The sequence below is a fragment of the Streptococcus sp. HMSC072C09 genome, assembly GCF_001813105.1.
Taxonomy (GTDB): Bacteria; Bacillota; Bacilli; order Lactobacillales; family Streptococcaceae; genus Streptococcus.
This window is the reverse complement of record NZ_KV811500.1, coordinates 4,876-30,839: the sequence shown is the minus strand read 5'-3', so window position 1 is coordinate 30,839 and position 25,964 is coordinate 4,876. Positions and strand designations below refer to the sequence as shown.

The 25,964-nt window shown below is 43.1% G+C and carries 20 protein-coding genes and 1 pseudogene; 3 read left to right on the top strand and 18 right to left on the bottom strand.

What is annotated here, in order from left to right:
- Nucleotides 1-284 precede the first annotated feature (284 nt).
- A complete protein-coding gene (gene pbp1b / locus HMPREF2893_RS04590; protein WP_070674627.1) occupies nucleotides 285-2,741 on the bottom strand; it encodes a penicillin-binding protein PBP1B in 2,457 nt (818 codons plus the stop codon).
- A gap of 182 nt (nucleotides 2,742-2,923) precedes the next feature.
- Here pbp1b and tyrS point away from each other — a divergent pair, with 182 nt between their 5' ends.
- Nucleotides 2,924-4,180: a tyrosine--tRNA ligase gene (tyrS, locus tag HMPREF2893_RS04585; RefSeq protein ID WP_003004779.1), complete on the top strand. Its 1,257-nt coding sequence runs from the start codon at nucleotides 2,924-2,926 to the stop codon at nucleotides 4,178-4,180.
- Between the two features lie 62 nt (nucleotides 4,181-4,242).
- On the opposite strand, the gene HMPREF2893_RS04580 is transcribed toward tyrS, so the two are convergent.
- The 5 genes and pseudogenes from HMPREF2893_RS04580 to HMPREF2893_RS10565 all read right to left on the bottom strand — a co-directional run.
- Nucleotides 4,243-4,656 carry a DUF3021 domain-containing protein gene (locus HMPREF2893_RS04580; protein ID WP_070674624.1) on the bottom strand — a complete coding sequence of 138 codons (414 nt, stop codon included), beginning with the start codon at nucleotides 4,654-4,656 and terminating at the stop codon, nucleotides 4,243-4,245.
- A 9-nt stretch (nucleotides 4,657-4,665) separates the two neighbouring features.
- Complete coding sequence (locus tag HMPREF2893_RS04575) at nucleotides 4,666-5,121, bottom strand: LytTR family DNA-binding domain-containing protein (protein ID WP_070674621.1); 456 nt, start codon at nucleotides 5,119-5,121, stop codon at nucleotides 4,666-4,668.
- Nucleotides 5,122-5,139: 18 nt separating this feature from the next.
- Complete coding sequence (locus tag HMPREF2893_RS04570) at nucleotides 5,140-5,982, bottom strand: ABC transporter permease (RefSeq protein ID WP_070674618.1); 843 nt, start codon at nucleotides 5,980-5,982, stop codon at nucleotides 5,140-5,142.
- The gene (locus tag HMPREF2893_RS04565; protein WP_070674615.1) at nucleotides 5,982-6,848 is read right to left on the bottom strand and encodes an ABC transporter ATP-binding protein; all 867 of its coding nucleotides are present in this window, start codon (nucleotides 6,846-6,848) and stop codon (nucleotides 5,982-5,984) included. Before HMPREF2893_RS04565 ends, HMPREF2893_RS04570 begins: the two co-directional genes overlap by 1 nt.
- 124 nt (nucleotides 6,849-6,972) lie before the next feature.
- A pseudogene (locus HMPREF2893_RS10565) lies at nucleotides 6,973-7,059 on the bottom strand (winged helix-turn-helix transcriptional regulator); the annotation flags it as partial.
- 58 nt (nucleotides 7,060-7,117) lie between these two features.
- On the opposite strand from HMPREF2893_RS10565, the gene HMPREF2893_RS04555 reads away from it, so the two are divergent.
- Nucleotides 7,118-7,972: a putative RNA methyltransferase gene (locus HMPREF2893_RS04555; RefSeq protein WP_049472888.1), complete on the top strand. Its 855-nt coding sequence runs from the start codon at nucleotides 7,118-7,120 to the stop codon at nucleotides 7,970-7,972.
- Nucleotides 7,973-8,050: 78 nt separating this feature from the next.
- Here the strand turns inward: HMPREF2893_RS04555 and HMPREF2893_RS04550 are convergent, their stop codons facing one another.
- The 12 genes from HMPREF2893_RS04550 to HMPREF2893_RS04495 all read right to left on the bottom strand — a co-directional run bounded on the left by HMPREF2893_RS04550 (nucleotide 8,051) and on the right by HMPREF2893_RS04495 (nucleotide 23,642).
- Nucleotides 8,051-8,614, bottom strand: coding sequence for an NAD(P)H-dependent oxidoreductase (locus HMPREF2893_RS04550; protein WP_014712763.1), 564 nt, complete (start codon nucleotides 8,612-8,614; stop codon nucleotides 8,051-8,053).
- Nucleotides 8,614-9,207, bottom strand: a complete 594-nt coding sequence (locus HMPREF2893_RS04545; RefSeq protein WP_003004492.1) for a TetR/AcrR family transcriptional regulator — start codon at nucleotides 9,205-9,207, stop codon at nucleotides 8,614-8,616. Before HMPREF2893_RS04545 ends, HMPREF2893_RS04550 begins: the two co-directional genes overlap by 1 nt.
- Before the next feature lie 197 nt (nucleotides 9,208-9,404).
- The gene (locus HMPREF2893_RS04540) at nucleotides 9,405-10,709 is read right to left on the bottom strand and encodes a response regulator transcription factor (RefSeq protein WP_070674612.1); all 1,305 of its coding nucleotides are present in this window, start codon (nucleotides 10,707-10,709) and stop codon (nucleotides 9,405-9,407) included.
- 10 nt (nucleotides 10,710-10,719) lie between these two features.
- Nucleotides 10,720-12,366, bottom strand: a complete 1,647-nt coding sequence (locus HMPREF2893_RS04535; RefSeq protein ID WP_070674609.1) for a sensor histidine kinase — start codon at nucleotides 12,364-12,366, stop codon at nucleotides 10,720-10,722.
- Nucleotides 12,367-12,368: 2 nt separating this feature from the next.
- Nucleotides 12,369-12,980: a YesL family protein gene (locus HMPREF2893_RS04530; RefSeq protein ID WP_045758983.1), complete on the bottom strand. Its 612-nt coding sequence runs from the start codon at nucleotides 12,978-12,980 to the stop codon at nucleotides 12,369-12,371.
- A 169-nt stretch (nucleotides 12,981-13,149) separates the two neighbouring features.
- A complete protein-coding gene (locus tag HMPREF2893_RS04525) occupies nucleotides 13,150-14,631 on the bottom strand; it encodes an ABC transporter substrate-binding protein (RefSeq protein ID WP_045758982.1) in 1,482 nt (493 codons plus the stop codon).
- A gap of 79 nt (nucleotides 14,632-14,710) precedes the next feature.
- The gene (locus tag HMPREF2893_RS04520; RefSeq protein ID WP_003004100.1) at nucleotides 14,711-15,643 is read right to left on the bottom strand and encodes a carbohydrate ABC transporter permease; all 933 of its coding nucleotides are present in this window, start codon (nucleotides 15,641-15,643) and stop codon (nucleotides 14,711-14,713) included.
- Nucleotides 15,644-15,656: 13 nt separating this feature from the next.
- Nucleotides 15,657-16,586 (bottom strand): ABC transporter permease, encoded by a 930-nt coding sequence (locus HMPREF2893_RS04515; RefSeq protein ID WP_070674606.1) that lies wholly within the window; start codon nucleotides 16,584-16,586, stop codon nucleotides 15,657-15,659.
- A 225-nt stretch (nucleotides 16,587-16,811) separates the two neighbouring features.
- Nucleotides 16,812-18,692, bottom strand: a complete 1,881-nt coding sequence (locus tag HMPREF2893_RS04510) for a beta-N-acetylhexosaminidase (RefSeq protein ID WP_070674604.1) — start codon at nucleotides 18,690-18,692, stop codon at nucleotides 16,812-16,814.
- Nucleotides 18,686-19,555: an ROK family protein gene (locus HMPREF2893_RS04505; RefSeq protein ID WP_070674601.1), complete on the bottom strand. Its 870-nt coding sequence runs from the start codon at nucleotides 19,553-19,555 to the stop codon at nucleotides 18,686-18,688. The genes HMPREF2893_RS04510 and HMPREF2893_RS04505 overlap by 7 nt, the downstream gene beginning before the upstream one ends.
- Nucleotides 19,556-19,639: 84 nt before the next feature.
- Nucleotides 19,640-22,285 (bottom strand): alpha-mannosidase, encoded by a 2,646-nt coding sequence (locus HMPREF2893_RS04500; RefSeq protein ID WP_070674598.1) that lies wholly within the window; start codon nucleotides 22,283-22,285, stop codon nucleotides 19,640-19,642.
- 76 nt (nucleotides 22,286-22,361) lie between these two features.
- A complete protein-coding gene (locus HMPREF2893_RS04495; RefSeq protein WP_070674594.1) occupies nucleotides 22,362-23,642 on the bottom strand; it encodes a glycoside hydrolase family 125 protein in 1,281 nt (426 codons plus the stop codon).
- Nucleotides 23,643-23,856: 214 nt separating this feature from the next.
- Between HMPREF2893_RS04495 and HMPREF2893_RS04490 the strand changes: the two genes are divergently transcribed.
- Nucleotides 23,857-25,932, top strand: a complete 2,076-nt coding sequence (locus HMPREF2893_RS04490; RefSeq protein ID WP_070674591.1) for a GH92 family glycosyl hydrolase — start codon at nucleotides 23,857-23,859, stop codon at nucleotides 25,930-25,932.
- The last annotated feature ends 32 nt before the right edge of the window (nucleotides 25,933-25,964 follow it).

Below are 25,964 nucleotides of genomic sequence, written 5' to 3'. Positions count from 1 at the left end.
AACTACAATTGTGTGATTTGCATCACGTGAAGAGCTGTCTCTTCACCTCATTCGTCGCTTTTTGTAATTTTTAGAAAAATTAAATTTGTGTAACAAACTAGGTTTTTTCTGAAAAATAGGCACAAAAAGAGCAGCTAAATCGACTTATTCAAGTAAGATTTAACTGCTGTAAGCTCTTATTTGGACAATATTTCAAATAAAGCACACGACAAATTAGTTATCACTATTATACCGTTTTTTGCTCCAAAAATCAAGGCTTTCTCCAGGTTTTCTACTGGCTCAGACTAGCGTCGATTGCCACGATTTGAGCTGTTTCGATTTGAACTATTGCTGGATGAACTATTGGTTGTCGAATTGTTCTTATTATTGGACTGATTTCCACTGCTATTACCGAGAATCGCTGCCCAAGCACTTTGGTAATCGCTATCCGATCCCCCGATGGCAAAGCGGTATTGAGTGGTTGGCGCTCCGTTTTTGGCCCAAAGGCTCGTCACCATTTGACCGCTCACATCGATATCCCGGCCATTGACATTGACGCGACCCGGTCTTTCACCAGTCGATTTGAGCACTTCAGAGCGGATCACACTCTTATCGAGAGTGAATTTATCCTGAATTCCGAAGAGACTTGGATCTGCTTGGTAGATCGCATTTGCCAACTGCGCCATGTATTGGGCATTGTTGTTGTATCCAGTCAAGGTCTGCATAGAAGCATTGTTGTCATGGCCAATCCAACCTCCTAAAGAAACATTAGGGGTGGACAGCATGAGCCACATATCCCCATTTGAGTTAGTGGTACCGGTTTTTCCAATCCAGTCAGCACCTGCCAGCGTTGGATTGACTTGGCTAATCCGTGACTTAAAGGTCGTTGTAGCACCAGACGTAATAACCCCGCGCAAGAGATCCTGCATAATCGTTGCCGTCGCTGGAGAGTAAACACGAACAGGATCTGCCTCGTGCTTGTATACTACATCCCCATCTCGATCAATGATTTGCTCTACCATGTAGCGTTTGAGGTAGTTCCCATTGTTAGCAATGGTTTGGAAACCATTGGTATGTTGGGCAACAGTGACCTCAATTCCTCCCCCCATTGGCAGACTCTCAATGCCATATTCAGGGATATCATAGCCCATTTTCTTCATGTAGGATGGGACATCCACACCCTTTTCACGAAGGGTCCGGTAAGTCCAGTAAGCTGGAATATTCCATGAGGTATTGAGGGCCTCACGGAGATCCATCATGGCTGTCCCTCGGCTATCCACGTGCATGATTGGCTCACCACTTGAGAAATTAGTCGGGTAGTTAGAAAGGATGCTATTGCTTCCCATCAAGCCTTGGTCGATGGCAATCCCATAGGCCAACAATGGTTTGATAGTAGACCCTGGGGAACGCTCTGTATCAAAAGCATGGTTGTTTTGGTTGCCGTCAAAATTCCGTCCACCGATAAATCCTAAAACGGCACCCGTTCGGTTGTCCATAAGGACATTCCCAACTTCTACAAGACCCGTCCCATCATCCAAGACGCTTCCAAAATTCGCTACTGCCGCCTGCATCGCATTGTGAACCGGTTTGTTAATCGTGGTTTGAATGGTGTAGCCACCTTCGCGCAACTCGCTCTCAGCTAATTCCTGGTAAGCCTTGACGGTTTCATTATTTTTCAAGTCTTGCTTGGTGACATTGTCTCGCTTGATCAAGTAATCATACATGGCCTCTTTTGCTTCTTCCATGGCTTGGAAGTAGAGGTAGTCATGCGGTGTTTTCTCGATGCCATCTGGAGCCATGAAGTCTTTGGTCAAGTCGTATTGAGCATAGGTCTCATAGTCTTTTTTCGACAAGGCTCCCGTCCGGTACATATTGAACAAAACGTCTTTGGCACGCGCCAGACCTAACTCGAGATTCTCCTTGCTCTTTAGGCTACCGTCTGCAGCATAAGGAGAGTAGACAATCGGACTTTGTGGCAAACCAGCGATAAAGGCTGCTTGTGGAACAGACAAGTCTTTTGCAGAGACGCCAAAGATCCCTTGAGCTGCAGCTTCCACACCTGCAATATTTTGTCCCCGATTATTGCGTCCAAAAGGCGAAACATTTAAGTAGGTGGTTAGGATTTCATTTTTATCCATTCCCCGCTCTAAAGCCAAGGCATCGACAATCTCTGTCGCCTTACGAGTAAAGGTTGGAGCGTCTCCCACGACTTGCTGTTTGATCAACTGCTGGGTCAGGGTTGATCCCCCACTAGAGGAGCCCACACCGGCTACAGATCCGAGTGTTGCCCGAAGAACGGCTTTAGGCACAACCCCCTTGTGGCTTTCAAAATTCTCATCCTCAGTAGCGATCACAGCCTTCTTGACATTGTCTGAAATGGCGTCTCCTGTTACTGGTGTGCGGATCAAATCACTGTCCACTTCTGCAATCAAACTCTTATCGGAATAGGTCAGTTTTGAAACACTGCTGACGTTGCGGACCTGCTGGACCAATTCTTCTGTCTTTGGAACCTTGACGTTACTAAAGAGGCTCGCCGCATAACCAATCCCGATCCCTGCGCCAAATAAAAAGAGGCACACGAACAGGGCGATCATGACATCCCACAAGAGTTTGAGGGTTCGCAAAAAGGTCGCAAAAATATCACCGACAGACCAGCTACTTTCCTCATTTTTTTCCTTATTCGGAGTTTCTGTATACATCTTTGCAAAGAATTTTTGGACTTTCTTCCAAAACTCTTGCAGTTTCTCTTTTAATTGATTCACTGATTCTTTCTCCTTGTTCCCTATATTATAGCAGATTAGGCCCTTTGTTTTCAATCACAAGAGCGTAGAAATCGTCACTCATTCTTCTTGGGCCAGGACAAGAAAATGATGGAAACCATTGCCATTTCCGTGGTTTATGGTAGAATAGAGAAATGAATAAACTTATAAAGGAGAAAAGACACATGCACATTTTTGATGAGCTCAAAGAGCGTGGTTTGGTATTTCAAACGACGGATGAAGAAGCCTTACGCAAAGCACTGGAAGAAGGTCAGGTTTCTTATTATACTGGTTATGATCCAACTGCTGACAGCCTTCACCTTGGTCACTTGGTTGCCATCTTGACGAGCCGTCGCCTTCAACTAGCAGGCCACAAACCTTATGCGCTCGTTGGCGGTGCGACTGGTCTCATTGGTGATCCGTCCTTCAAAGATGCTGAACGTAGTCTCCAAACAAAAGAAACTGTACAAGAATGGGTTCGCTCCATTCAAGGGCAATTGTCTCGTTTCCTCGATTTTGAAAATGGGGACAATAAAGCCGAAATGGTCAACAACTACGATTGGTTCGGAAGCATTAGCTTTATTGACTTCCTTCGTGATGTCGGAAAATACTTTACAGTCAATGCTATGATGAGTAAAGAATCTGTTAAAAAACGGATTGAAACAGGGATTTCTTACACAGAGTTTGCCTACCAAATTATGCAAGGCTATGACTTCTACGTCCTCAACCAAGAACACAATGTAACCCTTCAAATCGGTGGATCTGACCAATGGGGAAACATGACAGCTGGTACTGAGTTGATGCGTCGTAAAGCAGATAAAACTGGTCATGTTATGACTGTGCCTTTGATCACAGATGCAACTGGTAAGAAATTCGGTAAATCAGAAGGCAATGCGGTCTGGCTCAATGCAGACAAAACATCTCCATACGAAATGTACCAATTCTGGATGAATGTGATGGATGCAGATGCTGTGCGCTTCTTGAAGATCTTCACTTTCTTGTCACTTGATGAGATTGAAGAGATCCGTAAACAGTTTGAGGCTGCTCCTCATGAACGCTTGGCTCAAAAGATCTTGGCGCGTGAAGTGGTTACCCTTGTCCACGGCGAAGAAGCCTACAAGGAAGCCCTCAACATCACAGAACAACTCTTTGCAGGAAACATCAAAAACCTTTCTGTCAAAGAACTCAAACAAGGCCTTCGTGGTGTGCCAAACTACCAGGTACAAGCAGAAGACAACCTCAACATTGTTGAACTCTTGGTCACAGCTGGTGTGGTCAATTCTAAACGCCAAGCCCGCGAAGATGTTCAAAATGGTGCTATCTACGTTAACGGCGAACGCATCCAAGACCTTGACTATGTCTTGAGCGATAGCGATAAATTAGAGAACGAATTGACCGTTATCCGTCGCGGTAAGAAAAAATACTTTGTTTTGACTTATTAAGAAAGTAAAACCACGAAGTTAATACGAAACTTCGTGGTTTTCTTATATACTTTTTTCTGGGACTACTTCCCTTTTCTGCGATGCAACAAAGCTTGGTTGATTCGTTGAGTTTTTTTATGGAGTTGCCAAATCTGGTAAAGCCAGATCAGGCCGTAAATGGCTAGAAAGATTAACCAAGGAATCGGGCTCCGTAAGGCTGTCCCCCAGCCAAAAAACAAGTAGGTCAATGCTAAGATGGTAGCTGTCACAACTAAATGCAGGACCACACGCAAACTATAGGTCAAAAACTCTTCTTCCTCAAGAATGAACGTCAAGACTCCCATTGTTCCACTCATTAAAAAGATCGCTAGGATGTTGCGGACATTCACAGCAGGATATACGATGTTGGGATAGAGATGGGATAATAACACCAAACACAAATAAAAGAAGGAACCTGTCCTCATACCAGATACAAAATAAGCTATAAATCGTTTCATCACTTTCTCCTATACCCCTAAATAATCCATCAAGGATTTGACATATTTCCGACTGACACTTGATTTCACTCCGCGTGTCAGTTTAGCCATCATATTGCCTGAAAAACTATCCGATAGCGATTCCAAATGGTCGATATTCATCACCGCGTGGCGGGATATCTGTAAAAAATTACGACGATTAATCCGATGTTGAAAATTTGTCAAAGTATCTCTGATGATGAACGTTTTGTCTGTCGTATAAATGGTTAGCTGATTCTTATCAATCTCGGCTAGAATAATGTCATCAATTTTCACCATGATCAAATGATCATCTGTTTTGATAGGGATCACTACTTGATTCACTGTCGAAAATTGTTCGAGATAGTCCATCACCTCTCGGGCTTGATCAGATAATTGCTTGGCTTGAATGACCACACAGGGATCGTTTTCTGGGATATCCTGTTTTTCCTCAAAACGAATCTTCATTCCTACTCCAATTCTCACTTACTTTCTTTTACTCGATCTTTTTGCTAAGGAAATCCAAATCCCCAAAGCTAGAAGAATACCACCTAACACTATAAGGTATGTTTGTTCCTTTGTCAATAAGGCTTGCCATTTGAGCTGAACGCCCATTTTTTCTTGAAATTCTCGAAGAAGATCATCTCGCCCCTTAAAGGTTTCGCTCACTGCTTCTTTCATGAGTGCTTGTCGATAAAGTGCAGCAATATAAGTTGCTGGAGTACATTTCATTAGTAGTTGTGCAAAATCAGGTAGAACACCTAAAGGTACATAAGTCCCTACCAAAAAACCGGAAGCTGTACCCACTATGGTCGCAAACTTCCCAAGACTGTCTACGGATTGGAAAAAATAAACAAAAATGGCATTCACTAAACTAGAAAGCAGGCTACTAAACAGCATGATGAGGAGCACTTCAGGTAATAGAGAAAGGGGTGGAACTTCTCTAAAATAGCCACACATCAGCACATACATAAGGGCCTGCATGAAAAAAGAGATGATGATTGCGCTCGTTAGATACGAAAATGGTAACCGCCACTTTCCTTGATCCGATAAATAAAGATCCTGATCTACTTGATGTTCACGATCCTTTACTAGCTGAGTCAGGGCAGCCAGACTTGTCGTAATCCCTGTCACAGCCAGCGTCCCACTCATTAACCAATTATTTAACACAGGACCACTATTGGGGAGCTGAGCCCAAGCATCTGTTAGATTTTTTTGAAGAAAAATAATATAAAGAATAAAGGAAATCAAGGCTCCCAACAGAGAGAAGAAAACTCCTGAACGATTTCTGAAGTACAATAAAAAATTTCGCTTTAGTAAGGCTAGCATTAGCGAACCTCCCTTCCTGTAAGTGCAATAAAGGCATCATCCATGGTCCCTGGACGAAACTCAAAATGGGCTAGATTATCTCTAACTTGCGCCAGGTAATCAATGGCTTCCCTTTCACTCTTGGGTTGAAAAATATACTCCAATTGACTTTGTTGCTCTACTGACATTCCCGAAGATTTGAGACTTTCTATCTGCTGCATCTCCTTGAAACGAATCTTCAAGATATTAGTAGCATACTGACTCTTAATATCTAGTGCCGATCCTTGAGCAATCACTTCCCCATGGTCTACAATATAAATCTGATCAGCTTCATCTGCTTCGTCAAGATAATGCGTGGTCAAAACAACAGTCATCCCCTCTTCTTTCTGCAATTGATAGAGCAAATCCCAAATAGACTTTCGGGTTTGGATATCCAAACCTGTCGTTGGTTCGTCTAAGAACAGAATATCTGGTTGTGAGAGCAGGGCACGCGCAATGTCAACCCGACGCTTTTGGCCACCTGAAAGCGTCCCGTATTTCTGCTTTTGGAAAGCTGATAGACCTAGCCGATCAATAAGATCAGACACACGATTTGGTTTTAGGTCTTTGTACTGTCTCGCACGAATGGTCAAATTTTCTCTAACCGTTAGCATCTCATCTAAAACACTGGTTTGGAAGACCACACCAATTTTAGTACCTGGTTCATAGATGATTTCACCTTGCGTTGGTTGTTTCAAACCAATCAACATGGAAATCGTCGTTGATTTCCCCGCCCCATTTGGTCCTAGAATCGCATTAAAGGTTCCCTTTTCAAACTGTAAATGAATATTGTTTACGGCTAAATGATTTCCATATCGTTTACTGATGTTTTTAGCTTGTAATATCATGTTCTCTCTCCTTTTGATAAAACCAGTCTAACAAAAAAGCCGCTTAAAAAATGGCTTTTGGGGATAAGTGGTCAAAATGAAGAGATGAGTGGCGAGATAGAAGAGATTAAAATGAGGAAAAAATTTATTGCAGCCATTCTTTTCCCCATTGATTCAAGTCCTTTAAAATTGGCATCAGTGAATTTCCTTTTTCTATCAGCTCATATTCTGTTTGGTACTCTATTAGAGCATCGGTTGCTATCTAGAGGCTCTTTTGTTACACTACTAATATGAATACACCGATTAAACCAAAATTACAACGATTTCAAACAGCCACTGCTTTTGCCTGTCCCATCTGTCAACTGGACCTAGAACTTGTGGAGACCAGTTTTAAATGTCCCAAGGGCCATTCTTTTGATTTGGCGAAATTTGGCTATGTCAACCTGGCTCCCCAGATCAAACAATCAAAGGACTATGACAAAGAAAATTTCCAGAATCGCCAGCTAATCCTAGAAGCAGGTTTTTATGAGCCGATTCTAACAGCGATCGGACAAAAAATTCCGACCAGTGATGCCAAGATTCTAGATACCGGTTGTGGAGAAGGCTATTACTCCCGAAAGCTACAAGAAGCTTATCCCGAAGCTACTTTCTATGCCTTTGATCTTTCAAAGGAATCTGTGCAACTAGCTGCCAAGAGTGACACTAGCTGGAAGGTCAATTGGTTTGTAGGAGACTTGGCTCATTTACCCATTCAATCCAAGAGTATAGAGGTCATTTTGGACATCTTCTCCCCGGCTAATTACGCTGAATTTGAGCGTGTCTTAAAGGCTGAAGGGGTGATCATTAAAGTCGTCCCAACCTCTTCTCATCTGAAAGAAATTCGTCAGTTGGCCCAAGATCAATTGACCAAGCAATCCTACTCCAACCAGGAAATTTTGGAGCACTTTGAAGACCACTGCCAAATTCTCTCATCCGAAACAGTCAGCCTCACCAAGAGTTTAACTCCTGAAGAACGCCAAGCGCTCCTCGCTATGACCCCTCTTCTATTTCACGTTGACCAAGAAAAAATCGACTGGACCCAACTCACAGAAATCACCATTGAAGCTGAGCTTCTAGTTGGGAAAATCAAGATACAAAGGACTTAAAGTAAAAAGGCTGAGACGATTTGTCTCAGCCTTTTTACTCATCTTCTGCATGCTCTGTCATGACTTGTAAAGCACTTTTTAAATCCTTTTTGCTATTTGTGCGATTTTTTCGAGTTCTTCTTTCCGTTGACGATCACTCATATATTCCACTCGTGTAACTTGTGTCACTTTAACCGGTTTAATACCACAGGGTTTCAAGATTTGGGATTTTAGAACCTTTGCGTAGTCTTGAGAAAAAGGAAGAAAAATTTTTGGCGTATTATGCGTCGTAATGATCCATGCTTTTCCATCTAGTTGCCCCACCGGACCTCGAGGTCCATTCTGATAAGCAAAACCTGCAACAAAAACACGATCAATAAAACCTTTTAAAATAGCTGGCATTCCACTCCACCAAGTAGGGAAAATAAAAATCAACTGATCCGCCCAACTCAATAAATCTCTATACGGTTTCATGTCTTCATTATGCTGTAAATCTCTCCTTTTATGCCTTTCATCAAAACGTAAAACCGGATCAAAGTTTTCTTTATATAAGTCTACTATTTTAACCCTATGCTCTGGTGCTAAATGCTTTTGCACAGTTTGAAGGATTGATGCATTATAACTTGTTTCATTCGGATGTGAATAGATTATTAAAACATTCATCAGCTATCTCCTTTTATATAAATATCAAGCATCGTTCTGACGGTCTTTTGAACATCATTTTCTTTAAAGCTTTCTCCAACGGGACTCCTTACCAATAGAGCCAAACCAGCAATAAAACTCCAAAAATGGATCAAAATTTCTGCGTCACTACTAGAAAGATTTTCCTCATCTTTAAGTCTTAACGCTACCGACTTAAAATGTTCAAATCCTGGTAAAGAGGAGTTGACTGAAATAGTTTCCTGGGATAGCTCCAAATAGTTATATGGAAATTTGATAAATAATGCTTCAAATAGATAGGTTTCCTCTTGGGCAAACCTTACAAAGTTACAGCCCATCAGAATTAGTTGAGTTCTTGCATCTATGGAAGTATCAATCCCTTGTATCATATTTGTCAAAAAGAACATTGATAAGTGTTCCATAACCACTTGAATATATCTATCTTTACTTCCAAAATGCTTATAGGGAGCTCCATGAGTCACCCCACATTTTTGAGCTATTGTACGCATAGACATCCGGTCAATCCCGTTAGTTCTAATTTCTTCAATGCCGACCGAAATTAACTTTTCTTTCAGTTCTTCCGTATTCCGTTTCATTTGACCACCTTTCCCTATCAAAGTATACGCCGTCTACTTTTTATAAAGTATACACTGTCTACTTATATTTGTCAAATTAAAAAATACTCAAAACTTAGCTTCAGAGTCTCTGACCTTCTGTTATCTACTCACCTAAGGAAAGTTTCTAAGAAGACTTTATCTTCAATTAAAAAGCTGAGACAAATCGTCTCAGCCTTTTACTCATCTTCTGTATGCTCTGTCATGACTTGTAAGCGATAGGTTTTAGGCGATTTCCCACAGAGTTTACGGAAAACCTTGTAGAAATAGCCTACATTACTGTAACCAACTTTATAGCAGATATCTTCAATGCTGTCATTGGTCGATAAGAGGAGCTGCTGGGCAGCCTTAATCCGCTGTTTGTTGAGGAGTTCTGCGAACGTTGCATTGGTTTCTCGTTTAATCAATTGGCCTAAATAGACTGGATTGATAAAGAGAGCCTGACTGATGTCCTTGAGCGACAGCTCTTTTTGGTAATCACGGCTAATCACTTGGAGGACACTCGCTACATTTTCGTTCATCCGATAGTGGGATAAGAAACGGGACAATTCTTCCTGGATAAAGCTAATCATCTCTCTAAAGGTAGCAGCTTCTTGGACTTTCTTGACCACATCGGCCAAATCATCTCCTTGTAGGTATTCAAACAAATGAAAGACATCCATCAAAAATTGGATAAAGAGTTGCTTGGTCAGCGAAACCTTGGGTGTCTTCTCAAGGATCATTTTTTCCAACCAGTCCAGTTCTTCTAAGATCTGTTGGATATTTCCTTGCATGATCACCCGGTAGGCCGGCTCGTAGTAATGGAAGACCTCTTCATCTTGATTGAGAGGGGTCGCTCCATAAAAGAGACTCCGCTCCACTAGGTCCTTAAATTGATGAAAGTGCTCCTTATAAGGTGGCTCAAAGGCCTTCTCAATCATGGCTTCTTCTTCTTGATCTGAGATAAAGAGTTGAAGATTTTGCCCGAGAACTTGGTAAGACGAGCTGATAAAACCTTTTTTCTCCTTAGCAATCCCAATCCACAGTGAATTCCGGCCTGCGATATACCGACAAAACTCTTCCTCAGAGATGTCATCGTGAATCAAGCGGTTGGCCAACTCTTGGCTTGGTTGCTGGATTTGGTGCTGGATTTTTTCTAGGATATTGCCCATCTCCACCTTATTGACCGGTTTGAGCAGGTAGTCTGCCACGCGCAAATTGAGGGCTGTTTTGACATATTCAAAATCCTGATAGCCTGACATAATGATAAAAGCAGCATCTGGCATCAAATCCTTCATCTCAGCAATCATCTGAAGTCCGGTCTTTCCAGGCATATTGACATCCGTGATCACCACATCTACCGGATACTCTCGCACATAATCAAGGGCCTGGTCTGCATCTTCTGCAGTTGCGACCACTTCCATATTCCAGTGGTCAAAGGGGATTAATTTTTTTAACCCTTCTGTAATTATATACTCATCGTCTACTAATAAGACTTTGTACATTCTGTCTCCTTTATTCATCTTGAATGGTTATCGTATAGGTCACTCCATGGTGAGGTTGGGAGAAGACTTGGATATGGTAGCGATCTCCAAAATAGAGTAGCATGCGTTCATGGACATTGACAATTCCGATGGACTGCCGACCACTCTTTTCTTCGATTTCTGAGCGTGGATTGCGATTGGCTAGCATTTCTTGAATGCTTTCTAGCTGTTCTTCTTCCATCCCGCGCCCATTATCAGTAACTAGAATCATGACTTGCCCTTCTCCTTGCAAGACTTTGACACTAATCACATTGTCCTTGCGTTTGTGATCCACTCCATGTGCAAAATAGTTCTCGACCAAAGGCTGGATGGTGAATTTTGGAATCTTCATTTTTTCCAAACCTGGATCGATCTTAAAGCCATAGGCGATCGATTTGGGATAACGTACCATGCAGAGGTAGCTGTATTTGCGACAAAATTCGAGCTCATTTTCAACCGTCGTCACTCGCTCATCTGAGATATTATTGCGCAAGAGACTACTAAACTCATAGATAATATCACCCAATTCATCCTGCTCTTGCATGACGGCATACATCCGGATAAATTCCAGTGTATTGTACATGAAATGGGGATTGATCTGGGCTTGTAGTGCCCGCATATTGGCATCCTTTTGGCTGAGCTGTAGCTGATAGATATCCCGAATATTCTTATCCATATTGTCCAACATGGTATTGATCATATTACCAATAACCAGCAGTTCTTGGTCCTTGGTCGAGGTATCAATCCGTCGTTCACTATCGCCTTGACTGATTAGATTCATGGTATCGACCAGATCAAGGACTTGGCGACGGTAATTTTTGAAAATCTGCCGTAATAACAAGTAAAGGATCAAGAAAATTAGGAAAGCAATGGAGAGGAAAGTGGTCAGGTTAGCTAGACCCTTTTTGACCAGATAACTTTCAGAAACAGCTACATCCACCTTGTAGCCATAGATCGTGCTACGGGTTTGCCATTTAACATCTTTTGATTGCCCCTTATCCCCTTCATGGTACATCTCTTTCCCAAAGGGAGTGAAAATCCGCACAGCGATCGGAAGATCGCCTCTGGCATTATCAATCGTTGCCGTCAAAATTTCTTGGTCCAGCGTCATATAAGCTATCCCAACTCCAGCACCCGTAGTCGGATCTGTCAAAGGAACCGGAATGGCTGTCGCAGGAGCCTTGTAATGGTCCGCTGAGACTTGCTTGCCTCCCTGTGATTGCCGGGTAGAGACAAATACCGTCTTGTAATCAGACAAGGTGACATCGATACCCTCGATGTTTTTATTGCTCAAATAGAGGCTGTCAATATTCTTATGTAGGGACAATTGGATATACGAAGGAAATTGGGCATTCAATCGCCAAGTCTCATACTCCGATGGTGACAAGGTAAAATAGCGATAAACTCCTTCTAATTTTGCAGGGTTTTCAACGAGGCTACGCCCTTCTTGTGTGACCCGCTGATAAGAGGTCTCAAGATCCGTCACCACTTCGGTCAAGACCCGTTGGGCGATCCGGTCGGCTTCAGCTTGCTGGTTTTTCCAAGAGATCCCCGCAACAACCAGGCCCATAATGGTCAAAATGACCACCATGACATAGGCGTAGAATTTTAAAAGCGTACTTAACCAGATTTTTTTCATCGTTAGGATACCAATTTTTCGTGGATGTTTTGATAAACAGGGTCAAAGATATCATTGACAAAGAAATGCCATACACCGATCAAGACGAAAAAGAGAAGGGCTGGCATATAGTAGCTAATGACACCAAGTAGCGCGGTTCCAAGGATGAGCTTGAGAACCGGACGAATGTCCAGCAACATTCCGATCAAACTGAGCTTGATACTGTTGGCATAAGAGAGATCAAAATGAACTTGCAATTTCAAATAAACGGCGTAAGCTAGAGGCGCAACCAAGAGGAAAACCAGATTAAACAAGAGAACCAAAATTTGGAAGAAATTCAAGTGAGGAATCTGGACCATGAGGTACATGCCATAGAGGAGAACCCCTTCAATGGCAAAGAAGGTATAAAAGACTTGATTGGCCGGGCGTAGATTTTCTTTGAAGAGTTCCCAAGCGCGTGACCAATGATAGTCCTTGTAGGTCATGCCATTTTCCGCATAGAGGCTCATGATAGTGGCACTAGCCGGTCCTACTCCTAGTAGAACACCCCCACAGATCGTCAAGACCCAAAAAATCCCTGTTACCAGCATAGCAACATAGACTCTCGTAAAAATGAACTCGATGATTTTTCCCATCATTCAGCCTCTTTTCCAATTAGTGATTCTATTATACCATAAAAATAAAACGCTTTCCCTTATTTGCATTGGTAAATTGAAATATTGATTTTCATTTACAGTTCTATTTTCATAAAGACATGAAAAGGCTCTGGAGATTCCTCCAAAGCCTTTTTCGAACTACCTGTTCTTATTTTTTAGAAGCAAGGAATTCGTCGTATTGTTTTTGCATTTCGTCAAGCACTTTTTGGTAAGCACCTTCTGATTTCAATTTTTCAAGCATCTTAGGAACTTCTACTTCAGGATCCACAGTACCAGTATTGATAGCACCTGCAAATTGGTTCAAAGTATTTGTAAGAGCAGTGATTTCTGATTTCACTTTATCTGTGTTAAAGATGAAGCCAAGTGCTGGAGATTCTTTTGCAGTTTCCAAATCTTTCTTAGATTGTGCAATTTGTTCATCAGTTACGTTTTCGTTGATGTAAAGAATCCAGTTGTTACCAGTGTTCCATCCAGACATGTGAGTGTTTCCGTTGTAGCCATCCAAGACTTTGACACGGTTTTCTTTGCCGGCAACTTTTTCCCAGTTCTTGCCTTCTGGTCCATAAACAAGACCGTTTAAGAGTTCTGGGTTAGTATTCAAGAGATTCAACACTTCCATAGCTTTTTCTTTGTTCTTAGAGTTGTTTGAGATAACAAAGTTAGCTACTTGAGTGGTGTTGTTTTTCTTGTACAGTTCAGTAAATGGTTTGATGTCGATCTTACGGTTTGCTACACGAGAAAGCAAGCTGTTACCGTAGTCAGCTGGTCCTACTGTTTCTTCACGAACCAACCATGTATCTTGAGAAAGATCATAACCAGTGTCGCTCGTTGCTACGTCTTTTGGAATGTATCCTGCTTCGTAGTATTTGTGAAGAGTCTTCAAGTTTTCTACATAACGAGGAATTGTGTAACGGTCAACGATCTTAGTGGTGTCACCTTTCAAGTCAACAACGAATGGAAGTCCATCAACAGCCACATAGTCGAAGTCATCTGAAGGTCCACCGTAGCTCTTGTTCATTGCAAATGGAACAACGTTTGGATCTTTTTCTTTGATAGCTTTCAAGACTGGTTCAAGAGAAGCATAGTCTTTCACGTTTGAAACGTCGATACCATATTTTTCAAGAAGTGGTCCGTTGAAGGCAAAGTTTTGAGAAGATGCCACGTTAGCTGCTACTGGAACAGCATAGATCTTACCATTTACAGTGTTCCCTTTGATGTAAGCTGGGTCAAGTGCTTTGTAAAGGTCTTTCCCTTCTTTCTTGTACAATTCTGTCAAGTCAGCATAAGCACCTTTTTGAGCGTTGATCACGTAGTTATTAGCAAAGGCAATATCATAGTTTTCACCAGATGAGATGATAACGTTCATTTTTTGTGCGTAGTCACCCCAACCAAGATATTGAATATCCAATTTTGCGCCAACTTTCTTTTCAATGATCTTGTTGGCGTTTTTAAGAAGAACATCCAAGTTATCTGGTTTATCACCGATTTGGTACATCTTGATGATTGGTTTACCGTCTTCAGTTGTTGCTGACTTCTTGTTGTTCCCTGTAAGGTTTCCACAAGCAGCAAGAGTAGCTCCAAGAGCGATGACACTAGCAGATGCTAACGCGTATTTTTTCCAATTTTTCATAAGAAAAATCTCCTTTATGTTATTTTCTTTTTAGACTAAGTTATGAGTTGAAAATCCTGCTGATTTTCAATGAACGATGTTATTCTTTCACACCACCGATGGTCAAGCCTTTTACAAAGTAGCGTTGGAAGAATGGATAGAGAATGGCGATTGGCACTGTTGCCACAACCACCATGGCCATACGTCCTGTTTCCCGTGGGATGGATTGTACAGCTCCTGCCAATTGGCCGGATACCCCGACGTTTTTAGCGATGTAATCCATATTGTTTTGGATTTGCATCAAGAGGTATTGCAATGGGTAAAGGTTGTCACTCTTAATATAGAGGAGGGCATTGAACCAGTCGTTCCAGAACCCTAAAGCAGTGAACAAACTGATAGTCGCAATCCCTGGTAGAGACAATGGCAAGCAGATTTGGAAAAAGATCCGTGTTTCACTTGCCCCATCGATCCGAGCGGATTCAAGGATAGCTTCTGGAATGGTCCGTTTAAAGAAGGTCCGCATCAAGATGATGTTAAATGGACTGAGCAACATTGGGATAATCAAAGCCCCGATGGTATCACCTAACTGCAAGAGTTGAGTGGTCACAATGTAGCTTGGAACCAACCCTGCACTAAAGAGCATACTAAGGAGTGAAAATACGGTAAAGAACTTGCGGTATTTAAAGGTACTCCGTGAGATAGCATAAGCATAGGTTGTTGTGATAAAGACATTACATGCTGTTCCCACAATAGTCACAAACAAGGTAATGAAGAGGGCTTGCAAGATTTTGTCTTTGAACTGTACCAAGAAAAGGTAACCATCAAATCCAAATTTTGCTGGCCAGAATTGGAATCCATGGACTGCCAAACTTTGTTCGTCTGTCAAAGAGATCATGACAACGAAGATGAAGGGAAGTACACAGGTCAATCCGACTAAGGTCAACAACAAGGTAAAGAAGAAGTTGCTCTTCTTACTGAAAGAATGGATCCCGACATTATCAATTTTTTCTTTTTGAATGGTTGATTTTTTCATACGATCCTCCTTTCTAGAAGAGAGCGGCATTCTTATCAATGCGACGGGCAATGATATTTGAGATTAAAACAAGAACCAAACCGACTACCGATTGGTAAAGACCGGCTGCTGCTGTCATCCCGATATCCCCTGACTTGGTCAAACCGTTGTAGACATAAACATCAATAACGTTGGTCACACTATAGAGCGCTCCAGCATTATGCGGGATTTGGTAGAAGAGACCGAAGTCTGCGCGGAAGATATTTCCGACTGCAAGAATGGTCAAGACTGTAATCAAGGAAGACAACTGAGGAATGGTGATGTTGCGAATGCGTTGCCACTTAGACGCACCATCCACGGTCGCTGCTTCATAGTAAGTTGGGTCAATTCCCATGATGGTTGCATAGTACATGACACTGCTATAACCAAAGCCTTTCCAGATTCCTAAGAAGAGGAGAAGCGCTGGCCAGATCCACAATTCCGAGTAGAAATTGATGGCTTTCATACCAAACGAAGCTAAGATGTGGTTGACCAATCCTTTGTCCACGTTCAGGAAGGCATCGGTGAAGAAGCTGATGATAACCCATGATAGGAAGTATGGGAAGAGCATGGAGGTTTGAAGCACCTTGACCACTCTTTTTGATCTCAACTCACTAAAGATGATGGCGATCCCAACGGAAACAATCAATCCTAAGAAGATAAATCCTAAGTTGTACAAGACCGTATTTCTTGTAATAATGTAGGCATCTTTGGAACTAAAGAGGAACTTGAAGTTGTCAAAACCAACCCATTTACTCTTCATGACACTGTCGATGAAGCCCTCTCCTGTGATATGATAGTCCTTAAATGCTACGATATTCCCAAAAACCGGAATATAGAAGAATAAGATTAACCACGCTGCACCCGGTAAGACCATTAAAAGAAAAATGAAATTTTCTCTCAGAGTCCTTACAAACTTTTTCATTTAACTCCCCCCTTTGAGCCTTGAGCGTGTTTTTGCTTTGGTAGCGTTTACAATACTTATTATAAGATAGCCATTTTCTATTTTCAAACTCCTAATTATAGAAAAAATTCTACAAATTTATGACATAGCTTTAAAAAAGGAGTAGAAAAGGGCGATTGTAAACACAGCTCCTCTTCTACTCCTATCCACCGTGGATGAGACATCTGTCATCCAACTTGGCATTTTTTAGGTTGTATAAATGGTCGAAGCTGTCGCAATGGTATGCCACTGGTTAGCTGTTGTTGCTGCGAAATCCTTGTCTGCGTAGAAATCGTTGAATGGCAAAATCTCTACTTCTAGTTCATCGATACGTGAGATAGAACCGGCTAGATAGTCTTCAATCCGATTTTCTGCTCGCTTGATGCGTTGCAAGAGTCCACCCATACGGATGTCTACTGTATCCAAGCCAAAGACCTTGTTTTCTTTCAACCATTGCTGGCTAAAGAGCTTGTGGAAGGTTTCAATCTGGCTTCTTAATTTTGGTAATTCTTCCCTAGCGATTTGTTGCAAGTTTTCTTTATCATCTGCTTGATAGGCTTGACGAATGCGTCGGCCTACATCAACCTTGCCACTTAAAATAGCATTCAACTGGGCCTGAGTTTCGAAAAGATAAGCGTAGACTCCAGCTTTTTCTTTAATGTCAGAAAGAGTCTCAGCTGCTTGGGCAAAGTGTGGTTTGTCCTGTTCAGGTGTCATGTGCTTGTCAAGAATTGGGCAGAGAACATCCTGATAAAAGGTATAGCGGTTAGGGTTGATACCATGTATATTACCTGGCAGGTCTGGTAAGAGGTTGGCAAGGTCAAGCTGCATAAAGTCCTCAACGGATAGACCTGTATTGGTTTCGAAATGAGCTGACAAACGGTCTAGGTCATTGCGGTAGCAGAGTTCTGCCCAAATTTGCAAGCTCGGTAAGATAGAGAATTGGGCTGTTTCACCACCATTATCTGCCCATCCCGTCACGATGACTTCCTTGATCTGATTGGCACGGCAGGCTTTATTGGCTTCAATAGCTACTAAGTGGCTAAATTGGTTGTGGGGCGTAAAACCAATCCATTTCCAAGCACCACCTGCAAAGGCAATATCCTGGCTAATCTTGTGGTGGTTACCGAAGTTACGGTTGTATTTTTCTTCGCTATCCTGATAATAATCCCAGTAAACCAAGGTCACACGGTCTTTGAGACGGTCTAAGTAAACACGAGTTTCTTCTGGAATTTCGACATCACGGTCGTACTGACCATCTGCTGACATGAGTTTGAAGAACATATCGCTCCACATCTGGCAGTGGAAACCATACTTGTCTGCAATATCCAGCACGCGCTCCAAATGTTGACACATGAGGAGGCTACGATCCACAACACCATTTAAGATGAGATAGCGTCCCAAACCAACCAAGTGGGCTTCGTCCATGCCGATATTGACCTTGCGTGTTTGTAGTTTAGATAAAGTAGCAAACATGCCGTCGATTAGGTCGTAAACTTTTTCTTCGCCGATAAGGAGAATGTCCTCTACATCACGGAGTTGCTGGACTTCTTTGACACCCCACTTGACAAAAGCTGACAAGTGGGCCAAGGTCTGGATACATGGTACAAAGGTCATATCAAACTGCTGGGCATAAGCTTCGATTTCCTGTAATTCTTCAGCTGCATAAGCCCCGCGGAAATAACCAAAATAAGGTTGCCCTTCAATCTGATAGGTGTCTTCCATGTAGAGCTCAAAGGTTGAATAACCCATGAGCGCCAAGACTTCAATCATCTGCTTAGCAGATGCAACATTTAGAACCGCATTTCGCGAACAGTCAGCCATGTAGGCTAAATCTTCATAAGCCGCTTGCTCCTCAATCTCCACCTTATCACCTTCTGCTAATACTGTTGCGAGAACAGACAAGGCGCGATAGAGTTGGTGAGGTTTGCGATAAGTCAATTGATATTCTCCGCCCTCACCCTTGATAGAGATAGAAGCTTGGTCAGACTGAGCGACTGCCACTTCTACATCTGGTAGAGAAATGTGCTTTTGAAGTAAGTCTATAGCTTGCTGTTGTTTACTGCTAATTCCGGTAAAATTTACCATTGGTTTTCCTCCTGTAACCAGTTGACAAGGGCACCGTAGAGATTGGCATCTGCCTGATAGGTGCAAGCTTGGATAACTGGCGCAATTGTATACTCTTCATATCTTTCCACAAAGACGTCTACTGCTTTTTGCACCCCTTTGATAAAATCAGGGTTCTGACTGATAGAACCACCTAGGCTAATGACATCTGGGTCGATTAGATACTGGATATTGAGCAAGCCTTGAGCAAGATTACGATTCATCCGCTCAATGGCTTCTTGGCAAAGGGCATTGCCTGCTGCAGCCTCTTGGTAAACCTTACGGCCATCCCAGTCGGTTTGACCAGATTTTTCGATGACATAGCGAACCATGTTTCCTGTAGAAGCTAATAGTGACCAGTTGTTGAGTTTTTCTGCTGGTTCGATAGTAGTCATGTAACCAAACTCTCCACCCAAGCCATGGCGACCACGATGAATTTTGCCATTGATAATCATGGCCCCGCCAATCCCTGTGCCAATGACAACACAGGCTGCATTTTCAATCTCAGGATGAGCTAGCAGTTCACTAAGTCCAACACAGTTGGCATCATTTTCTAGATGGACAGGTAGCTGGTGATGAGCAAGGGCCTGGTACCATGAAAAACCATGGATATAAGGAATGGCACTAATCCCCTCGATCACACCTGTTTCTTGATTGACCGCTCCTGGAACACTCATAGCAATCCCACGATAGTCATGTTCTGACAAGCGTTGGTCCAACCAAGCCAATAAATCTTCTAGAGTTTCTGGAGTTGGGGTGCTGGTCTTATCTAAAATCTTTCCATCAGGAGTTAGACTAGCAAACTTAATGCCAGTCCCTCCGATATCAATTGTTGCAATGGTCATTGCTTTCACCTGCAAAAAGGAGCGAATCTGCAGTTGGTTCTTACTTTTTCGCTCCTCCTTTCTGTTTATGTTTACTTTTTGAAATTAAATTTCTTCTTTTTGAATGAGTTCTGTACGAATTTCCTGTGGTGCCAATAATCCTAAATGGACTGGGTATGGGCGTTCCAACAAGTCAAGAATGGTTTGTTGTTTTTCAGACACGCGGATATTTTCTTGACTCATGTTGTAGTAACGAAGGACATAACCTTCTTCATTCTCAGCCACCTTAAAGGCTGTTGGGCAAACCTGAGGATGTGTCAAGGCTGTATGCTTGAATAAGCTACCAGACGCCGCTACACTTCCTTCTTGTTTTTCAACTTGGAGGCTAGTCATCGGTGTCTGTAAAGCTTTAGCTCGGCGATAAGCGGAGAAGCGCCCCTGAGATTGATGGCATTCTACTGCATATTCCACCTCAAAGGCCCGCAAGCATTGTGCTTCTGGTGTTGGGAAATAGCCCCAGTCACCAAGTTCTCCAGAAGCCCGAAGAATGGTCACGGCAACGGTATCATCCCCTAAAATTTCATATTCATGTAAACCTTTATTGGCTACTGTTACCCCTTTGACGTCATCATACAAGCTGACGAAAGCTTGCTGGTGTTGGGGATTTTCAGGATTTTCCCAAGAAGCGGCCGGTTTATTTGGCCGTGTCACCACCTCATAAATGCTTTCCGAGTCGTTGCTTGGACGCGTGTTATGAGTTTTCACCAAGAGGCGGATACGGTGATCCTTGGCTGTATTGGTGAAGCGCGTCTTGAAGCGAATTTGCGGGTCATCTACAAAGATGGTCATCTCCGTTTCAAGAGGGATGGTTGTCAGCTCTTCTGAGCGTCTTACCTGGCGGTTCATAAACTCGATAATGCCTCTTTGTTCTGCATCCAATTTTTCATCTGCGCTGACTGGAATGGTCAAGTCATGCTTGAGCAAGATTTTGGCATAGCGAGCATTGTTTTCTAGAACTTCATAACCTTTCAGTTGAGCAAAGATCGGCTCTGTTCCTTTTGGTTGGAAGTAGATATATTCATTTCCGATATCACCGCGGTCTTCGAAGCGAAGGAAATCCTCATAAGCCTCATTGGTCGTTTTATCATAGAGGGTTAAACCATCATCGATACTAAGGGTTACAAATGGTGTATCGATCACCCCATTTTGGAACAGACCATCATGATGAGGTGCTTTACCTTCTAAGAGCTGGAAGGTCGTCCAAGACAAGGCTGCCAAATGAACCGGAACCGTCACGCGCACTTGACGTGCAATATAGGGTTGGCGGAATTTATCCTTAGGCAAGGTATAGCCAAAACTTGCCCCCAAGTCTTCAATATCTGCTTCTACAAGATGACCGTCTAAATCTTCTACATGATAGTCTGGCAAGGTCAAAGCTGCCATTTTCTTGAAGCCTTCTGTCGGATGCAACTCCTTAAATGGACAAACCGCTACATCGACGATCGTGCTGACGGTATCCACCTTATCATGCAAGCCTGTATTGATGACCGTAAAGAGATGCTCACTCTGGGCTTTTTGAGTCGCGAGTTTCTCTTTCCATTCATTGAGGAGGTTGGTCTTGACAAAGTTTCCGACTTGATTGACCTTAGCAAAACGAACTTCCATTTCACGGTGAACATCATCCACGCTACATCCACAAATACTATCGTGTGGCGCATTTTGTAAGAGCGTCTTCCAGGCATAGGTCAATTGATCCTTGTGGTTATGTCCACCAGTGATGATGGTCAAAGGTTCCACCACTTGCTCGAGTAAGTTGCTGTTTTCTTGGAAGGCTTGCTTGAGATAAATCCGAGAAGAAGACGTATTTGCCAGTGTGTACCAACCATCGGTTTCCTGGCTGGTCAATTCTCCCGTAACCGTTGATAACTGTTCAGGAAGGGCACTTTCCACTGCTTGCACGTAGTCATCAAAGGAACTGTGAATAAAGGTCACGTCAGGGAAGAGTTCGTTGGCCACACGAATGGCTTCACTCAAGTTTCGTTGAACCGGTTGGTGGTCACAACCATTCATCATCAACCATTGGTTGGTCGATGCATAGTCACGAACATCTGCCAATTTTTGTTTCCAGAAAGCCAATGCTTCGTCTTTATCCACTGGAATTTCATTCCCATTACTGTACCAGTTGGCAAAGAGAATGCCCAGTACACGGCTACCATCTGCCCCTTGCCAGTACATTTCAGAAAATTGAGAAGTAAATTGCTCATCTCCAAGAACTTGGTTGTCAAATCCAATTGGCTTGACACCACGCCCAAAGGCCGCTACGTGAATCCCTGATTTTTGAAGGATTTGAGGAGCTTGCCCCATATTTCCAAAGGTATCTGGGAAATAACCGATCTGCGTAGATTTGCCCCATTTGGCACATTCCGCTTGTCCAATCAAGGTATTGCGGACGTTAGCTTCACTGGAAATCAAGTAATCATCCTGCAAGATATAGAAGGGTCCAATCTTGAGTTTGCCTTCGTCGATATAACGCTGCACCTTGTCACGGTTTTCAGGGCGAATTTCTAAATAGTCATCAAGGACGATGGTTTGGCCATCCAAGTGGAAGCTTTTGAATTCAGGATCATTTTCGAAAAGATCAAACAGATTGTCAAATAATTCCACCAATTGCATGCGGTGGCTTTCAAAAGGTAGATACCACTCACGATCCCAGTGGCTGTGAGAAATGATATGTACAACAACATTTTCCATGAGTAAAACCTCATTCTAACTTAAATTTAAAAATAGATTTGTGAATCTTTAGAAGAATCTGTTGAGCGACAGCTCATTAACGAATATCCAAGTAATCCAAGACTAATTCGCAGAACATCATGTTGGCCCAAGAGAACCATTCGCGCGAGTATTTAGTCGGATCATCTACGTGGAAGCTTTCGTGCATGACACCCGTGCCACCATCACAAGCAACCAACTGATCAAGCAAGAATTTCTTCTCTGCCTTGTCCGTCGTTGTCAATCCTTGGATGGATAAAGCAATCGGCCAAATATAGCGATAAAAGGTATGGGAACTTCCGAGTCCACTTGCGTACTTCCCTTCATAGAAGTAAGGATTTTCAGGGCTCAAAATAGTCCGACGAGTGGCTTGGTAGACCTCATCGTCAATAGCACAGTAACCCAGATAGGGAGCAGCTAACAAACTTGGTACGTTAGGATCATCCATGATGCTAGCATTTCCCAAACCATCTACCTCAAAGGCATAAATCTTCTCACCCTTGCTATTAGTGGTGTAGGCATAATTTTCGATCCCTTCTTGAATCTCAGCTTGCAGACGTTTAGCGTCAGCAATGATGCTTTCACTATCAGCTAGATTCAACTCTGCAAAGATTTTTTGCACATAACCCAAGACAACGACCGCAAACATATTTGACGGAATCAAGTAGCTATATTGACAACAATCATCACTTGGACGAAAGGCTGACCAGGTCATCCCTGTCACGGCAAATTCTGGACCAAAGCCGTCATTCACTAACGTGTCTTCCTTACGATCCGTATCCCGAACAAAGCGATAAGGTGAATGGTTGTGGTCTTGTTCCACTGTCCAGAGATGAAGAATTTCCTTGGTCGCCGTAACAAAAGTTTCATCAAATTGGCTAGTCTCACCAGTTTCCTTCCAGAGAAGATAAGCCAACTGCAAGGGATAGCAAAGCGAATCCACTTCATACTTGCGTTCCCAAATCCAGCCATTCAAATCGGTGTGGTCGGTCTCGTGATGCCCCTTCCAGTTCTCCTCAATATTGAAAGAGTTGGCATAGGGATCCTTGAGAATCAAAGTCATCTGGCGTTTAACCAAACCAGCAATGGTCTGGCGCAAACGAGGATCTCTTTTTGCCACATGAAGGTATGGTCTAAGCTGAGCAGTCGAGTCCCGAAGCCACATAGCTGGGATATCCCCTGTCAACACAAAGGTTGAGCCATCTTCTAAGATTTCAACTGTATTGTCTAAAGTGTCTGTATAGCAACGCTCAAAGACATCCACCCATTCAGGGTACTCCTTGGCACGTTCTGCTACTTGGTCCAGCCATTCTCGCACAATTTCTTTTGAATAGGTCATTTTTTTCCTCACACGTATCGATTCTTTCCTATTCAGTATAAAAGATTTCAATGGGGAAATACATACGCAAACTATAGCCCTTTTTCTACAAAATTTTCCATTTGATAAAAACGCTATCATATTTGACAACACTTTGATACAATGAAGAAAATACCACTGCGTGTCCAAAGAAAAACACAGACCATTTAAGGTTGATGAAGAAAAAGGAGACCAGATGCACACTACTTGCCAGACCATCGATACCCGCTGGGGAAGTGATAATCATCCCCACTATTCGCACGGAAACACCCTCCCTTATACCGGAGTCCCTTTTGGAATGAATTACTTTCTTCCCCAGACGACACACGAACAAGGAGCTTGGTTTTTCAACCCCAATCTCCCTATTTTTCAGGGTTTTCGCCTCACCCACCAGCCTAGTCCTTGGATCGGAGACTACGCTTGGTGCCTCATCACGCCCATCACAGGAGAAGTTACAAGTTCCGACCTCTTCCGTCGCCAGAGCAGTTATTCGATCAAAGAAGCTCTTTTTCAGCCCCACTACCTCCGTATTTTTTCGGAACGTTATCAGATTCAAAGCGAGCTGGTTCCAAGCCACTACGGGGCTGTCATGCGCTTTCAAGCGCCAGAAAAATTGACTCTCTGCTTTCATGCAGCAAATGAACTAGAGGACTTGACCCTTACAGACCACACCTGTCACTTCCACATTCTGGATCAGGCCCATACCGCAGATACTTCCTACTCTTTCTATCTCCAGTGGCAATTTAGCCAGCCGATCGAGACTGTCACTCACATCGATCAGGATCTTTTTCTCACCTTTGCTAGCAATGAGGTGACCGTCCAATTAGGAAGCTCTTATCTGTCCCAAGACATGGCTCACAGCCATCTTCCTCACCTTTCTTTAGAAAAAGCTAAAAAAGAAGCAGCTGATCAATGGAATCAGCTACTAAAACGAATTGAAGTGAAAGATAACGGAGGATGTGATCAAGCCTTTTTCGACCACTGCCTGTACCGACTCCTCCTTTTTCCTCAAACCTTTTATGAAACAGATACCGAGGGAAATGACTGGCACCTGGATGTCACCCATAATGAAATCAAACCAGGAAAAGCTTATACCAATATCGGATTCTGGGATCTCTTCCGAACATCTTTTCCGCTCTTTAGCCTTGTCTACCCCGATTATTACCGTCACTTTCTCGAAGGATTTTTAAACACTTACCAGGATACTGGTTTTCTACCAAAATGGTTGGCCCCAGATGAACGAGGGATGATGCCAGGCACTCTCATTGATGGAGTCTTCGCAGATGCTGTCACAAAAGGGATCGCACCAGACCTACATGAAAACATGCTCACAGCCATGCTCCAGACAGCCCAAAAAACGGATCCCACGCAACATTTTGGTCGCCATGGCAATGAAGCCTACAAAGTGCTTGGCTACCTACCCGATGATTTTCACGAAAGCGTTAGCCACAGCCTCGATTATGCCTATAGTGATTTTTGCATTGCTAGCGTTGCAAAGCAATTGGGGCATGCAGAAACAGCTACTCGGTATGCTACTTCCAGCCTCTCCTACCGAACATTGTATGATACCCAAACAGGCTTCATGAGAGCGCGATCCACCAATGGAAACTTTAAAGAACCCTTCTCTCCTACCAGCTGGGGAGGAGATTATGCAGAATGCTCTGCAATCCAGGCTACTTTTGGAGCCTTACACGACCTCTCAGGTCTAATAGAATTGATGGGGGGGAAAAGAGCTTTCACCCAACGACTGCTGGATCTGGCCAATCAAAGACCTCAATTTGAAGCAACAGGTTACGGCTATGAAATCCACGAAATGAGTGAGATGGCCCAGGCTCCATTTGGGCAGATCGCCATCTCCAATCAGCCTAGCTTTCACATTCCCTATCTCTTCCGCCATAGTCTTCACCCCGAATATACCAATCTCCTTATCCACCAGATCCGTTCCCAAGCTTTCCATCAAGATTTCCAAGCCTATCCAGGTGATGAGGACAACGGTAGCCTATCTGCTTGGTACATCTGGTCGGCCCTTGGACTCTACCCAACCTGCCCAGGAAAACCAATCTATGATCTAGGGCTCCCCCTCTTTAAAGAAGTCCTTCTCCATCTTCCCAAGCAAGAGCTCAAGATCTGCGCCAACTCCCATACTACAGGTGCCTATTTCATCCAAAAAGCCCGATTAAATGGCAAAGAGCAGCAAGAGATTTCCCATCAGGATCTCCTTGAAGCCCAATTGCTTCAGTTCGATCTTTCTTGGCTCCCCCCACATGCATAAGAAAAAGAGGCTGGGACAAAAGTCCTAGCCTC